At 50.6% G+C, this 13,661-nt stretch carries 15 protein-coding genes; 6 read left to right on the top strand and 9 right to left on the bottom strand.

The features are described 5' to 3' along the window. Positions 1 to 95: 95 nt before the first annotated feature. Together nanA and nanR are read right to left on the bottom strand one after the other, a co-directional pair. The gene (gene nanA, locus C2U41_RS19740) at positions 96 to 989 is read right to left on the bottom strand and encodes an N-acetylneuraminate lyase (protein WP_003839909.1); all 894 of its coding nucleotides are present in this window, start codon (positions 987 to 989) and stop codon (positions 96 to 98) included. A 259-nt stretch (positions 990 to 1,248) separates the two neighbouring features. Next, positions 1,249 to 2,040, bottom strand: coding sequence for a transcriptional regulator NanR (gene nanR, locus C2U41_RS19745; RefSeq protein WP_003844825.1), 792 nt, complete (start codon positions 2,038 to 2,040; stop codon positions 1,249 to 1,251). Between the two features lie 360 nt (positions 2,041 to 2,400). Here nanR and dcuC point away from each other — a divergent pair, with 360 nt between their 5' ends. Beyond that, the gene (gene dcuC / locus C2U41_RS19750) at positions 2,401 to 3,768 is read left to right on the top strand and encodes an anaerobic C4-dicarboxylate transporter DcuC (protein ID WP_103848544.1); all 1,368 of its coding nucleotides are present in this window, start codon (positions 2,401 to 2,403) and stop codon (positions 3,766 to 3,768) included. A 56-nt stretch (positions 3,769 to 3,824) separates the two neighbouring features. On the opposite strand, the gene sspB is transcribed toward dcuC, so the two are convergent. The 5 genes from sspB to zapE form a co-directional block, all read right to left on the bottom strand. Then, positions 3,825 to 4,328 (bottom strand): ClpXP protease specificity-enhancing factor, encoded by a 504-nt coding sequence (gene sspB / locus C2U41_RS19755; protein ID WP_003025130.1) that lies wholly within the window; start codon positions 4,326 to 4,328, stop codon positions 3,825 to 3,827. Between the two features lie 5 nt (positions 4,329 to 4,333). Beyond that, positions 4,334 to 4,972 (bottom strand): stringent starvation protein SspA, encoded by a 639-nt coding sequence (gene sspA, locus C2U41_RS19760; RefSeq protein WP_003025132.1) that lies wholly within the window; start codon positions 4,970 to 4,972, stop codon positions 4,334 to 4,336. 316 nt (positions 4,973 to 5,288) lie between these two features. Next, positions 5,289 to 5,681, bottom strand: a complete 393-nt coding sequence (gene rpsI, locus C2U41_RS19770) for a 30S ribosomal protein S9 (protein ID WP_003025138.1) — start codon at positions 5,679 to 5,681, stop codon at positions 5,289 to 5,291. A 15-nt stretch (positions 5,682 to 5,696) separates the two neighbouring features. Continuing rightward, positions 5,697 to 6,125, bottom strand: coding sequence for a 50S ribosomal protein L13 (gene rplM / locus C2U41_RS19775; RefSeq protein WP_003025141.1), 429 nt, complete (start codon positions 6,123 to 6,125; stop codon positions 5,697 to 5,699). Between the two features lie 218 nt (positions 6,126 to 6,343). Continuing rightward, on the bottom strand, positions 6,344 to 7,471 hold the full coding sequence (zapE, locus tag C2U41_RS19780; protein ID WP_003839902.1) for a cell division protein ZapE: 1,128 nt from the start codon (positions 7,469 to 7,471) through the stop codon (positions 6,344 to 6,346). 192 nt (positions 7,472 to 7,663) lie between these two features. On the opposite strand from zapE, the gene zapG reads away from it, so the two are divergent. From zapG to degS, 3 genes are all read left to right on the top strand, one after another. Continuing rightward, a complete protein-coding gene (gene zapG, locus C2U41_RS19785; protein WP_003025147.1) occupies positions 7,664 to 8,062 on the top strand; it encodes a Z-ring associated protein ZapG in 399 nt (132 codons plus the stop codon). Between the two features lie 168 nt (positions 8,063 to 8,230). Then, positions 8,231 to 9,598, top strand: coding sequence for a serine endoprotease DegQ (degQ, locus tag C2U41_RS19790; protein WP_003025151.1), 1,368 nt, complete (start codon positions 8,231 to 8,233; stop codon positions 9,596 to 9,598). A gap of 89 nt (positions 9,599 to 9,687) precedes the next feature. Further along, positions 9,688 to 10,755, top strand: a complete 1,068-nt coding sequence (gene degS / locus C2U41_RS19795) for an outer membrane-stress sensor serine endopeptidase DegS (RefSeq protein WP_003025154.1) — start codon at positions 9,688 to 9,690, stop codon at positions 10,753 to 10,755. 56 nt (positions 10,756 to 10,811) lie between these two features. Here degS and mdh read toward each other — a convergent pair whose 3' ends face one another. Then, entirely contained in the window at positions 10,812 to 11,747 is a 936-nt protein-coding gene (mdh, locus tag C2U41_RS19800) for a malate dehydrogenase (RefSeq protein ID WP_103848545.1), read from the bottom strand. A gap of 436 nt (positions 11,748 to 12,183) precedes the next feature. Between mdh and argR the strand changes: the two genes are divergently transcribed. Continuing rightward, on the top strand, positions 12,184 to 12,654 hold the full coding sequence (gene argR, locus C2U41_RS19810) for a transcriptional regulator ArgR (RefSeq protein WP_003025162.1): 471 nt from the start codon (positions 12,184 to 12,186) through the stop codon (positions 12,652 to 12,654). Between the two features lie 376 nt (positions 12,655 to 13,030). Then, on the top strand, positions 13,031 to 13,297 hold the full coding sequence (gene yhcN, locus C2U41_RS19815; protein ID WP_003025165.1) for a peroxide/acid stress response protein YhcN: 267 nt from the start codon (positions 13,031 to 13,033) through the stop codon (positions 13,295 to 13,297). A gap of 57 nt (positions 13,298 to 13,354) precedes the next feature. Here the strand turns inward: yhcN and C2U41_RS19820 are convergent, their stop codons facing one another. After that, positions 13,355 to 13,633, bottom strand: a complete 279-nt coding sequence (locus C2U41_RS19820; RefSeq protein ID WP_003025168.1) for a barstar family protein — start codon at positions 13,631 to 13,633, stop codon at positions 13,355 to 13,357. Between the last annotated feature and the right edge of the window lie 28 nt (positions 13,634 to 13,661).

A 13,661-nucleotide genomic window follows, 5' to 3' on the forward strand; every position in this document is an offset into this window, starting at 1 on the left:
ATCTTTGTTGTTGTGCCGGGTGGTGGCTTTGCCTTACCCGGCTTACGGTCGAAAAATCCAGGCCGGGCAAGCGAAGCGCCCCCGGCGACCCGCGATTACGCCTTTTCCGCCAGCAGTTGGTTTGCCAGCGCTTTCAGTTCCGGCAGATAGCGTTCATCTACCGGAGCAAAGGGTTTACGGCACAGTGGAATAGAAACCACATCCATATAGTGCAGTACTGTTTTCAGGCCGCGGAACACGCCAACCTTAATAAGCAGATCGATAACCTTATTGCACTCGGTTTGCAGCTTTTGCGCCGTGCGGATGTCGCCTTCTTTGAGCGCTTTCACAATTCCCTGATAACGCCATCCCATGATGTTGTAAGTGCTACCGATACCACCATCTGCGCCTGCTAGCAGTCCAGAAGCGAAGATCTCGTCATAACCGTTATAAAGCACCAGATCGGGATGAGCGCGGCGGATCTGTTCCATCTGATAGAGATCGCCAGAAGTTTGCTTCAGTGCGCCAACGCCCGGCAACGTCACCAGCGTGTTGATCTGATCCAGCGTCAGTTTTACGCCGCTCAGTGCCGGGATGTTATAGACCACCATCGGTAAGCCATCGGCGGAATCGATAATTGCGCGGTAGTGATCGCAGTGCTCTTCAAAGCTGAACGGATAGTAAAACGGCGTGACGGCCGAAACCGCATCAAATCCGTATCGATGCGCAGCGCTCGCCAACTGTTGACTCTCTTCGGTGCTCACCGTGCCAACATGGGCGATCAGCGTCACCTTGCCTTTTGCTTCTTCAGCAACAATTTCCAGAACCTGCTCTCTTTCAGCGCGGTTCTGGACAAAAGCCTCACCCGTTGAGCCACCAACGTAGAGCCCATCGATCCCCTGCCCAATGTTGAAACGCACCAGACGGCGCAGGCTCTCGATGTCCAGTTTCTGTTGGTTATCGAATGGAGTTAATAACGCTGGCATTACGCCTTTTAAATTTCTTGCCATAACGACCTCTGACGATGATTAGTGTTATCTGACTGCATACCTTTATACCTGTTATACCAGATCAAATAAGCAGCAATACAATAGAGAACGCTTATAGTGCGATCTACCTCACTAAACACTTCATCCTTCGAGCCGCCTCTGCGTTGGCTGCGTTCGCTCACCCCTGTCACATAGTTATCTATGCTCCAGGGGACTCGCTCTCTTGCCGCCTTGATGCAACTTGAATGATTTTGGGTTTAAAAGATCGTCAGGATCGCGATTACTTACGCAATTTTTTACTTTTGCTGAAGGCGTGCCAGGTTGCGGAAACGCTATTGAGATGTTCTTGCAGTGCACGGTCTGCTTCTTCAGGATCGCGCTGACGAATCGCATCGACAATAGCGATATGCTGCTGATAACTCACGTTATTGTGTTCATACAATTCTTGATCGGCAACGGCCGGACGGGCAGCAATTAACCAGTCTAACAGCGCAACATGGATCGCCATAAAGATGGGATTGCCCGGGATCTCCGCCAGTACGCGGTGAAAATCAACGTCCGAACGGATGAACAACGTATTGTCATCGAGCGACTGGCTGTTGATCTCCAGCGCTTTCGCCAGCCTGTCGATTTGCTCATCCGTCGCATGTTCGGCGGCGTATCGAACCAGGCTTGATTCAAAGAACAGTCGCAACTGCTCGAAGTGGGCAATGCCGCCGGGATGTGCGAGGAAATCTTTCGCCATACCAGACAGCTCGCTGATGATGGTATCAGCTGAAGGACGCGAAACGCGGGCGCGCTCGCCGTTGTTGATTTGTACCAGACCTTTGCGTTTTAACGCGGCCAGCGCTTCTCGTACAGAAGGACGGCCCACGTTAAAGAAGGCCATCAGCTCCCGCTCAGACGGCAACTGTTCGCCCTCGCCAAATTCCCGACGACGAATCATCTGCTCCAGTTCTTCCTCAACCATTTCAGACAGTTTTTTACGCGCCAGCGGGCGATTGCGTAAGCTACGGCCAATGGTGGATGGAGAGTCTTCAGCTTGCGAATCAAATGCGTTCATAGGGTCCATTCAGCTAAGTCGTGGTGACAAACAACAGCGGGTTTATCCTAACACAGGATCGAAAGCAGGGTGAAATGATGGTCGATCCGCCCCCGCTGGCTTATTGATAACATACGTAACAGCAATATTATTTTAAGCGAGTATCTTCCGCCTATTTTTAATTGAATAGAGTTATATCATCTTCATGAAATTTATGAACATTAACGTGATAATTTATCATAACCATCTATTTTATAACGATAAATAATTAAACCCTCGAATTAAAAATAAGATATTCACTCCATAAAAAATGCCCAGAAAAATATAACATCCGTTGGGATAACAGCGTTATTACCGGATTTATCTTCTTCTCTGGCATGGAGTGAAACAATGTTCGGCATCATTATCTCTGTCATCGTTTTATTAACGATGGGTTACCTGATCCTCAAAAACTACAAACCGCAGGTCGTGCTGGCCGCCGCCGGGATCTTCCTGATGATCTGCGGCGTCTGGCTGGGCTACGGCGTGTTGGTCGCTGACGATAAGAGCAGTGGCTATCTACTGGTCGATATTTACAACGAAATTTTGCGTATGCTCTCCAACCGCGCGGCCGGACTGGGGTTATCAATCATGGCGGTGGGTGGTTATGCCCGTTATATGGACAGAATGGGAGCCAGCAGAGCGATGGTTAGCCTGTTAAGCCGCCCGCTCAAGCTAATCCGCTCACCCTATGTTGTGCTTGCCGCCACCTATGTGATTGGTCAGATCATGGCGCAGTTCATTACCAGCGCATCCGGGTTAGGTATGTTGCTGATGGTGACGCTGTTCCCAACGCTGGTCAGTCTTGGCGTGAGCCGTTTATCCGCTGTTGCGGTCATTGCCACTTCGATGTCGATTGAATGGGGCATTCTGGAAACCAACTCTATTTTTGCCGCGCAGGTCGCGGGTATGAAAATCGCCACTTATTTCTTTCAATACCAGTTGCCCGTCGCGTCGTGTGTCATTGTTGCCGTCGCCATTGCGCATTTTTTCGTTCAGCGTCAGTTTGATAAAAAAGCCGCACCGGAAAGCAACGGATTTGCTGAACCAAAGACGCTGGAAAACGTACCTCCGCTCTATTACGCCATTCTACCCGTCATGCCGCTGATCCTGATGCTGGGCTCGCTTGCTCTTGCGCAAATGGGGCTAATGAAAGCAGAGTTGAATCTGGTGGTGGTGATGTTGATGAGCATGACGCTGACTATGTTTGTTGAATTCCTGCATAAACATAATCTGCGCGAAACGATGGATGATGTGCAGGCTTTTTTTGACGGCATGGGGACGCAGTTTGCCAACGTTGTCACGCTGGTGGTCGCCGGTGAAATCTTTGCGAAAGGGTTGACGACTATCGGGACTGTCGACGCCGTAATAAAAGGCGCAGAGCATTCCGGTCTTGGCGGCATTGGCGTGATGATCATCATGGCGATGGTCATCGCCGCCTGTGCGATTGTCATGGGGTCAGGCAACGCACCGTTTATGTCTTTTGCCAGCCTCATTCCGGATATTGCCGCCGGGCTGCATATTCCTGCAGTAGTGATGATTATGCCGATGCATTTTGCCACTACGCTTGCCCGCGCGGTGTCACCCATAACCGCTGTAATTGTCGTGACATCAGGTATTGCCGGCGTATCGCCCTTTGAAGTGGTAAAACGTACAGCAATCCCGATGGCAGTAGGATTTGTGGTGAATATGGTAGCCACCATCGCGCTGTTTTACTGATCCCGAAGCCAGAAAACAGAACAGGCCCGAAAGGGCCTGTTTTTTTATTTCACTATTTATTTCACTACGCGCAGCGCTGGACGCCCACCGCGAGGTGGCGGCGGAGTGTCATCAGGATCGTTGTCGTCGCCATTGTCAGGCTTATCGCCATCAATGACCGACATGACTGTTTCACTCTCAAAACCAGACGCGTCGTTGTCGTCATCATTTAAGCTGGCGACATCTTCATCGTAGGCGGCTTCCGGTTCGAACATCGTACCAGCGCCATTTTCACGTGCATAAATTGCCAGAACAGCAGCCAACGGCACAGACACCTGACGCGGCACACCACCGAAGCGCGCGTTAAAGCGCACTTCATCGTTAGCCAGTTCCAGGTTGCCCACCGCACGCGGTGCAATATTCAGAACAATTTGCCCGTCACGCGCATATTCCATTGGAACCTGCACGTCCTGGAGCGTCACATCCACCACCAGATGCGGCGTGAGCTGGTTGTCTAGCAACCACTCATAGAATGCGCGCAGCAGATACGGACGGCGTGGTGTTAGCTGTGGCAAATCCATACAGGTTAACCCCGGCCCAGACGCATTTCACGTTCAGGCTCAGTCAGAGAAGCCAGGAAAGAGTCACGTTCGAAGACGCGAGTCATGTACCCTTTCAGTTCTTTCGAACCTGCACCGTTGAATTCAATACCCAGCTGCGGTAAACGCCACAGCAGCGGCGCCAGGTAGCAGTCTACCAGGCTGAACTCATCGCTCAGGAAGTAAGGTTTCTGGCCAAATACTGGCGCAATTGCCAGCAGTTCTTCGCGCAGACGCTTACGCGCGACTTCGGCTTCAGATGCAGAACCGTTCACGATGACATTCATCAGCGTGTACCAGTCTTTTTCAATACGCTGCATGTACAGGCGGCTTTCACCACGCGCAACCGGGTAAACCGGCATCAGCGGCGGATGCGGGAAGCGCTCATCCAGGTATTCCATAATGATGCGAGATTCCCACAGGGTCAGCTCACGATCCACCAGTGTCGGTACGCTCTGATTCGGGTTGAGGTCGATCAGATCCTGAGGTGGATTGTCCTTCTCCACGTGCTCAATCTCGAAACTAACACCTTTCTCAGCCAGCACAATGCGGACCTGATGGCTATAGATGTCAGTAGGACCAGAAAACAGCGTCATTACCGAACGTTTGTTGGCAGCGACAGCCATGAAAACCTCCAGGTATATTCAGAATTTTTACTGCTACCAGCCACTCAGTGGCCAGCCAGAAGTGATGTCACCCAGACTCGGGAAAGTCATTGCTGTTCAAAATACAAACAAAAAATGAACGATACCGGACATTTGGGCAGAAAATTGGATGATAGTTTACCAGATTTTGTGACCTTTGTGGTGAGTCGATTCTTGAAATGGGGAAAAAGAGGTGGCAATCAGCGGATTACCGTGGATCTGAGGCGAGAAATAACGATAAAAAAACCCGCCAAAGCGGGTTTTTTCGCAAATTGTCGTCTGCCGAAGCAGAGTACAATTAACGTTTGGAGAACTGAGGACGACGACGTGCTTTACGCAGACCGACTTTCTTACGTTCAACCTGACGAGCATCACGGGTAACGAAGCCAGCTTTACGCAGTTCGCCACGCAGGGACTCGTCGTACTCCATCAGAGCGCGGGTGATACCGTGACGGATCGCACCAGCCTGACCAGAGATACCACCACCTTTAACAGTGATGTACAGATCCAGTTTCTCAACCATGTCGACCAGTTCCAGCGGCTGACGAACTACCATGCGGGCAGTTTCACGACCGAAGTACTGTTCCAGAGAACGTTGGTTGATTACGATTTTACCACTGCCCGGTTTGATGAAAACGCGAGCTGCGGAACTTTTGCGGCGACCAGTGCCGTAGTATTGATTTTCAGCCATTGCCTATAATCCCGATTAGATGTCAAGAACTTGCGGTTGCTGTGCCGCGTGGTTGTGCTCGTTGCCAGCGTAAACTTTCAGTTTACGGAACATAGCACGACCCAGCGGGCCTTTTGGCAGCATGCCTTTAACCGCGATTTCAAGCACACGCTCAGGACGGCGAGCAATCATCTCTTCAAAGGTCGCTTGTTTGATACCACCGATGTGGCCGGTGTGGTGATAGTACACTTTGTCAGTACGCTTGTTGCCGGTTACAGCAACTTTGTCAGCGTTCAGAACGATGATGTAATCACCGGTATCTACGTGCGGAGTGTATTCCGCTTTGTGCTTACCGCGCAGGCGCAGAGCCAGTTCGGAAGCCAGACGGCCCAGAGTTTTACCGGTCGCGTCAACAACATACCAGTCGCGTTTTACGGTTTCTGGTTTAGCTGTAAAAGTTTTCATTAAAAGCTTACCCAAATAAATAAGTTACACGTTGGTGAACACCCAAACGTTTTGTCAGTTGAGGTTCACACGACATTGTCCAGCAAACCTACCCCTTCGAATAGCCTATGCCGGCGCATAGAAAGTTTTGGGAAAAAAACTCTCTCGTAACGTGGGGTCGCAAGATTATAGAGAAGTCAGGGTCAAAGATCGACCCCTTTATGTGATTTGCGGCAGGTTTAACCGGCTAAATGTTCCCGCTTCAGATACTCTTCGCTTTGCATCTCCTGCAAACGCGACAAACAGCGCTGAAATTCAAACTTCAGACGCTCGCCCTGATAAATTTCATAGAGTGGCGATGCCGCGCTGACCACCAGCTTGACGTGGCGTTCGTAAAACTCATCCACCAATGCGATAAAGCGCCGCGCTTCACTCTCCATCAGCGGAGTCATGACCGGCACATCAGACAACAGTACCGTGTGAAACAAACGCGACAGCGCAATGTAGTCATGCTGGCTACGCGCATCAACACAGAGTGTGGTAAATGACACCGCCAGCGTTTGGTTTTCGACGGCCAGCGTCTGCATCGGACGATGATTGATCTCCAGCGTCGGCGCATGTTCACCTTTGGTTCCCGCTAATGCCAGCCAGAGTTTATCCATCTGTTGGCGGGTTTCCTCATTCAGTGGCGACAGCCACAAATGCGCCTGCGTTAAGGTGCGCAGACGATAATCGACGCCAGCATCAACATTCATGATGTCGCAATGCTGTTTGATAGCATCAATGGCAGGAAGAAAACGCGCGCGTTGTAAACCGTTGCGATACAGCTCATCGGGCGGAATATTGGAGGTCGCCACCAGCGTAATGCCACGGGCAAACAGTGCCTTCATCAGGCCGCCGAGTAGCATGGCGTCGGTAATATCAGAAACAAAAAATTCGTCAAAGCACAGCACGTCCGTTTCGGCCTTAAAGCGATCGGCGATGATTTCCAGCGGATCGCTCTGCCCCTGTAAGGCAGTAAGCTCTTCATGCACACGCAGCATAAAACGGTGAAAGTGCAAACGCTGTTTACGTTCGCCCGGCAGACTATGGTAGAACAGATCCATCAGCCAGGTTTTTCCGCGCCCAACTCCGCCCCACATATATAAACCACGCACCGGTGTGTTGATCGGCGACTCACGCTTGCCCAGCAATTTGCCAAAACGCGCCATCAGTCCGCTCTCCTGCGGCGCAGGTCGCGCTGGCGTCGTAAGTGCCTGGAAAATTGTTTCCAGTCGATTCACGGCTTCTTGTTGTACATTGTCGGGCTGATGACTGCCGTCGTTGAGGGCTTGCTGGTAACGCGATGTCGGGGAAAGGCTTTGCATGATGTTATTGTTATTCCTTGAGAATCGATGTGCCGTCGCTCACGGTTGACGAAAAAAAGGCCGTTCTACATTACGTGATATAAACACGGGATTCCACTTCTACGGGATTAGCGGTTATAGTGGCATAATCAGGCGCAGGCATGGAGCCTAAAGCCAACACCCTACGGAAACACAAGACAACGGGAGATGTTCATGACCTGGGAATATGCGCTAATTGGGTTAGTCGTCGGTATCATTATTGGTGCTGTAGCCATGCGTTTTGGTAATCGGAAATTACGCCAACAGCAGGCATTGCAGTACGAACTGGAAAAAAATAAAGCTGAGCTGGAAGAGTACCGTGAAGAACTGGTGAGCCACTTTGCCCGCAGCGCTGAATTGCTGGATAACATGGCGGACGATTATCGTCAGATTTACCAGCACATGGCGAAAAGCTCCAGCAACCTGCTGCCGGGTATGTCGCCGGAAAACAACCCGTTCCGTAATCGTCTGGCAGAGTCTGAAGCAGGCAACGATCAGGCGCCGGTTCAGATGCCACGTGACTATTCTGAAGGGGCATCTGGCCTGCTGCGTAGTGGCGCAAAGCGCGACTAACCGCACATCGTTAAGAAATTTATTGGGCGCAGCAATTGCGCCCTCCGCTTCTCTTCCCGTCCCAGCTATTATTTAGTCGTTAGCCTCATTGTGACCAAACCGAAAATTCAATAACATCAAACTGTTTTGAATCATCTTCCGTTTACTCAAGGTACGAGAGCAGGATCCATGAAAAAACAAACCCAGCTGTTGAGTGCATTAGCGTTAAGTGTCGGGTTAACTCTCTCGGCGCCATTCCCGGCCGTTGCGTCGATTCCCGGCCAGGTTCCCGGTCAGGCTGCGCTCCCCAGCCTCGCCCCGATGCTGGAAAAAGTGTTGCCAGCCGTGGTGAGTGTAAGGGTCGAAGGCACCGCCACTCAGGGGCAGAAAGTCCCGGAAGAGTTCAAAAAGTTTTTTGGCGATGAACTTCCCGATCAACCTTCACAACCTTTTGAAGGACTGGGTTCAGGTGTCATTATTGATGCCGCCAAAGGCTACGTCCTGACCAATAACCACGTTATTAATCAGGCGCAAAAAATCAGCGTTCAGCTTAATGATGGTCGTGAGTTCGACGCAAAGCTTATTGGCAGCGACGATCAGAGCGATATCGCACTGCTACAAATTCAACACCCCAGCAACCTGACGCAAATTGCCATTGCTGACTCTGATAAACTCCGCGTGGGTGATTTCGCAGTGGCTGTGGGTAACCCGTTCGGTTTGGGTCAAACAGCCACCTCCGGCATTGTATCGGCTTTGGGTCGCAGTGGGTTGAACCTGGAAGGTCTGGAAAACTTTATTCAGACTGACGCCTCTATCAACCGCGGTAACTCCGGCGGCGCATTGCTTAACCTCAACGGTGAGCTGATCGGTATTAACACCGCGATTCTAGCCCCCGGTGGCGGCAGCATCGGTATTGGTTTTGCAATTCCGAGCAACATGGCGCGCACGCTGGCACAGCAGCTGATGCAGTTTGGTGAAATCAAACGCGGTCTGTTGGGCATCAAAGGCACCGAGATGACTTCCGATATCGCCAAAGCGTTCAAACTGGACGTACAGCGTGGCGCGTTTGTCAGTGAGGTTCTGCCTAACTCCGGCTCCGCAAAAGCGGGGGTGAAATCAGGTGACGTCATTACCAGTCTCAACGGTAAACCGCTTAACAGCTTCGCCGAACTTCGTTCACGTATTGCGACAACCGAACCAGGGACCAAAGTCAAACTGGGCCTGCTACGTAACGGTAAACCGCTGGAGGTTGAAGTCACCCTCGATACCAGCACATCATCGTCCGCCAGCGCAGAGATGATTGCGCCTGCGTTGCAAGGGGCCACGCTCAGCGACGGTCAGTTAAAAGATGGTACCAAAGGCATCAGAATTGATAACGTTGAAAAAAGCAGCCCTGCCGCACAGGCCGGACTGCATAAAGATGACGTTATTATTGGCGTTAACCGCGATCGCGTAAACTCGATCGCTGAAATGCGTAAAGTGCTGGAAGCGAAACCGTCGATCATTGCCCTGCAGGTGGTGCGCGGTAACGAGAGTATTTACCTGCTCCTGCGTTAACGCATGCAACCGGACATCAGCCCCTCGTGTGATGTCCGGTAAACTCGTGATATGCTGCAGCCGTTCCCTTTATTAATGACGCCGCCATCATGTTTGTGAAGCTTTTACGTTCGGTCGCGATTGGTTTAATCGTCGGCGCTATTCTGCTGGCCGCGATGCCCTCGCTGCGCAAAATTAATACGCTTACCGCACCGCAGTTCGACAGTGCAGATGAAACGCCCGCCAGCTATAACCCGGCGGTTCGCCGTGCAGCTCCTGCCGTCGTTAACGTTTATAACCGCAGTATGAACAGCACAGCGCATAACCAGCTTGAGATCCGCACGCTCGGCTCAGGCGTTATCATGGATCAGCGCGGCTATATCATTACCAATAAGCACGTCATTAACGATGCCGACCAAATCATCGTCGCATTGCAGGACGGTCGCGTATTTGAAGCGCTGCTTGTGGGGTCTGATACGTTAACCGACCTTGCGGTGCTGAAAATCAACGCCACTGGTGGACTGCCGACAATTCCAATTAATAACAAACGCGTGCCGCACATTGGTGACGTGGTACTCGCCATCGGTAACCCGTACAACCTCGGGCAAACCATCACCCAGGGGATTATCAGTGCCACCGGTCGTATTGGCCTGAACCCGACGGGGCGGCAAAACTTCCTGCAAACCGATGCCTCCATCAACCACGGTAACTCCGGCGGCGCGCTGGTCAACTCGCTGGGCGAGTTGATGGGTATTAATACCCTGTCATTTGATAAGAGCAACGATGGCGAAACCCCGGAAGGGATCGGCTTTGCTATTCCTTTTCAACTGGCAACCAAAATCATGGATAAGCTGATTCGTGACGGGCGCGTGATTCGCGGCTATATCGGCATCAGCGGCCGAGAAATTGCGCCACTGCACGCCCAGGGCGGCGGGATGGATCAAATTCAGGGGATTGTGGTTAACGAAGTAGCCCCGGACGGTCCGGCAGCGCAGGCAGGTATTCAGGTTAACGATCTGATTATCTCGGTCAATAACAAACCGGCGGTATCTGCACTGGAAACGATGGACCAGGTGGCAGAGATTCGACCAGGTTCAGTTATCTCCGTGGTCGTGATGCGAGATGACAAGCAGTTGACGCTACAGGTCACGATTCAGGAATATCCGGCGACCAACTAATACGGATATAAAAAAACCGGAGCAAGTGCTCCGGTTTTTTACTTTTGGGCAGTTCGTTACTTAACGAACTCTTCGCCCAGAGTGATATCTTTCTTCAGCGTATCCAGCATACCTTCCAGCGCAGCTTGTTCAAACGCGCTCAGCTTGCCGATAGACTGACGCTCTTCTACGCCGTTTTTACCCAGCAGCAGCGGCTGAGAGAAGAAGCGAGCATACTGACCATCGCCTTCAACGTAAGCACATTCAACCACACCTTTTTCGCCGCTCAGTGCGCGAACCAGTGACAGTCCGAAACGTGCTGCGGCCTGACCCATAGACAGGGTTGCAGATCCGCCACCGGCTTTAGCTTCCACAACTTCAGTACCCGCATTCTGGATACGTTTGGTCAGGTCAGCTGCTTCTTGCTCGGTGAAGCTTACGCCAGGAATTTGTGACAGCAGCGGCAGAATGGTCACGCCAGAGTGGCCGCCAATAACCGGGACTTCAACGTCGCCAGGCTGCTTGCCTTTCAGTTCCGCAACAAAGGTGTTGGAGCGGATGATGTCCAGCGTGGTCACGCCAAACAGTTTGTTCTTATCGTATACGCCTGCTTTTTTCAGGACTTCTGCAGTGATAGCAACGGTCGTGTTCACCGGGTTGGTGATGATACCGATACATGCTTTCGGACAGGTTTTAGCAACCTGCTGCACCAGATTCTTCACGATACCGGCGTTAACGTTGAACAGGTCGGAACGATCCATACCCGGTTTACGTGCGACGCCCGCGGAGATCAGTACTACATCAGCACCTTCCAGTGCAGGGGTAGCGTCTTCGCCACTGAAGCCTTTGATTTTCACAGCAGTAGGGATATGGCTCAAATCAACGGCCACACCAGGCGTTACTGGAGCGATGTCGTACAGGGAGAGTTCTGAACCTGAAGGCAGTTGGGTTTTTAACAGTAATGCTAGCGCCTGACCGATACCACCAGCAGCGCCGAGGACTGCAACTTTCATCCTAAACTCCTTATTATATTGATAAGCAAAGTGTCTATTGCTCCGCGGCGGCGACCTTAATTCACAAATCCAACGAATACAACAACCACGCGTCAAGAATGCGTAGTCACGCAAATTTGGCTTTTATGCATTTAACTTACGTAAAATAAAACCTAAGTTACGTAATTCAAAACCACCCGCACAGTAGAGCAACTTTCCAACAGGTGCTGACAATATACCCTACCCACCTCTCAAAACAACATCAATTTGATAACATTTAATTTACTTTTAACCTTATTTGCGAGCCGTGACACAGGCATGTTTCTTGATAACGAAATTTGATAAAATTCCGCTCTTTCATAACATTATTTCAGCCTTGAACAAGGCAGACTGTTTGCATAAAAATTCATCTGTATGCACAATAATGTTGTTTCTACCGCCATATTACGGGTGACTTATGCGAAGCTCGGCAAAACAAGAAGAATTAGTAAAGGCGTTTAAAGCGCTGCTTAAAGAAGAAAAGTTCAGCTCTCAAGGCGAAATCGTCCTCGCATTGCAGGATCAGGGCTTTGATAATATCAATCAGTCCAAGGTTTCACGCATGCTGACCAAATTTGGCGCCGTGCGTACCCGCAATGCGAAAATGGAAATGGTGTACTGCCTTCCGGCGGAACTGGGCGTGCCTACAACCTCCAGTCCGCTGAAAAATCTGGTGCTGGATATCGACTATAACGATGCGGTCGTGGTTATTCATACTAGTCCTGGCGCTGCTCAGTTGATTGCACGTCTGCTGGACTCATTGGGGAAAGCGGAAGGTATCCTGGGTACGATTGCCGGTGACGATACCATCTTCACCACCCCAGCTAAGGGTTTTACGGTAAAAGATCTCTACGAAGCCATTCTGGAACTGTTCGAACAAGAACTGTAATACCGCCTCCCCGTCGCCTCGCGGCGGGGGAAAACACTCTCTTTCTACCCCCTTCCGTCTATTTTTGACTGCTATGCATTTAACAAATGGTGCGTTTAACCGTCAAAAACCATTCACATAGTGAATATGAAGGCTTAAAAACGCACATTTTGCAAAAAACCATATCCAATTGATTTTATTTAATTTATTTCTTTTAAAATGTTCGAAACGCTCTTTTTAATTCCATTTGGTTATAAAAAATATTTTTCTTAACACTTAATACCCACAGAAACAATTAGCGTGGTATTAATTTATCAGGTTATTAGTGTATACTTGATTTTGTGATGAGGGTCACGAAACGTAGCCCCCTATAAAAGAATTCGACGAGGTAAATATCATGAAAATCAAAACTACTATTGCAACCTTAAGCCTTCTTTCTGTTCTCTCCTTCGGTGCAAGCGCCGCGGTTACTCAGGTGAACTCACAAGAAGCACAGAATCTGCAATCTATGGGTAGCATCTCCGTATCTCAGATCGGTAGTTCACCAATGGACATGCGTCAGGCCATCGCCGCTAAGGCTGAAAAAGCAGGCGCCAGCAGCTATCGCGTCACCGAACTCCGTGAAGGTGCTCATTGGCACGCTACTGCAGAACTCTACAAATAAACCCTCGTCGTCTAAGTCCGACGACTTGCCCCCGCCTGCCGGGGGCTTTTTTATGTCTTACATTGAGTGACGAACGTTAAAACGCAACTGCCCTTCCAGCTCTTCTTCCGCTTCATCGAACAGTAAAATCAGCGCGCCGTATCGCCTGCGCAGCTTGTCCGGTAAATGGACAAATTCAATCTCCAGCGGCAACGGTAAAACTTCCCCGATAACCACCTCCCACAGAGAATCTAAATCAACCACCTTCTCCCTGGCGAGACCGAACGTGCGCGTAAACTCGCGATAGAAATCACCCTGGTCTTCTATCTCGTCAAAATCAAATGTATAGATATTCATCTATAGCCACCATCCCGACGCCAGCCAC

It is taken from the genome of Citrobacter freundii complex sp. CFNIH4 (assembly GCF_002934505.1).
Classification (GTDB): Bacteria; Pseudomonadota; Gammaproteobacteria; order Enterobacterales; family Enterobacteriaceae; genus Citrobacter; species Citrobacter freundii.

Bases quoted from the DNA above. Each gene is read 5' to 3' on its own strand.
- sspA (WP_003025132.1), bottom strand. From the start codon at position 4,972: ATGGCTGTCGCTGCCAACAAACGTTCGGTAATGACGCTGTTTTCTGGT.
- degQ (WP_003025151.1), top strand. From the start codon at position 8,231: ATGAAAAAACAAACCCAGCTGTTGAGTGCATTAGCGTTAAGTGTCGGG.
- zapG (WP_003025147.1), top strand. From the start codon at position 7,664: ATGACCTGGGAATATGCGCTAATTGGGTTAGTCGTCGGTATCATTATT.
- argR (WP_003025162.1), top strand. From the start codon at position 12,184: ATGCGAAGCTCGGCAAAACAAGAAGAATTAGTAAAGGCGTTTAAAGCG.
- rpsI (WP_003025138.1), bottom strand. From the start codon at position 5,681: ATGGCTGAAAATCAATACTACGGCACTGGTCGCCGCAAAAGTTCCGCA.
- sspB (WP_003025130.1), bottom strand. From the start codon at position 4,328: ATGGATTTGCCACAGCTAACACCACGCCGTCCGTATCTGCTGCGCGCA.
- degS (WP_003025154.1), top strand. From the start codon at position 9,688: ATGTTTGTGAAGCTTTTACGTTCGGTCGCGATTGGTTTAATCGTCGGC.
- dcuC (WP_103848544.1), top strand. From the start codon at position 2,401: ATGTTCGGCATCATTATCTCTGTCATCGTTTTATTAACGATGGGTTAC.
- nanA (WP_003839909.1), bottom strand. From the start codon at position 989: ATGGCAAGAAATTTAAAAGGCGTAATGCCAGCGTTATTAACTCCATTC.
- yhcN (WP_003025165.1), top strand. From the start codon at position 13,031: ATGAAAATCAAAACTACTATTGCAACCTTAAGCCTTCTTTCTGTTCTC.
- rplM (WP_003025141.1), bottom strand. From the start codon at position 6,125: ATGAAAACTTTTACAGCTAAACCAGAAACCGTAAAACGCGACTGGTAT.
- C2U41_RS19820 (WP_003025168.1), bottom strand. From the start codon at position 13,633: ATGAATATCTATACATTTGATTTTGACGAGATAGAAGACCAGGGTGAT.
- mdh (WP_103848545.1), bottom strand. From the start codon at position 11,747: ATGAAAGTTGCAGTCCTCGGCGCTGCTGGTGGTATCGGTCAGGCGCTA.
- zapE (WP_003839902.1), bottom strand. From the start codon at position 7,471: ATGCAAAGCCTTTCCCCGACATCGCGTTACCAGCAAGCCCTCAACGAC.
- nanR (WP_003844825.1), bottom strand. From the start codon at position 2,040: ATGGACCCTATGAACGCATTTGATTCGCAAGCTGAAGACTCTCCATCC.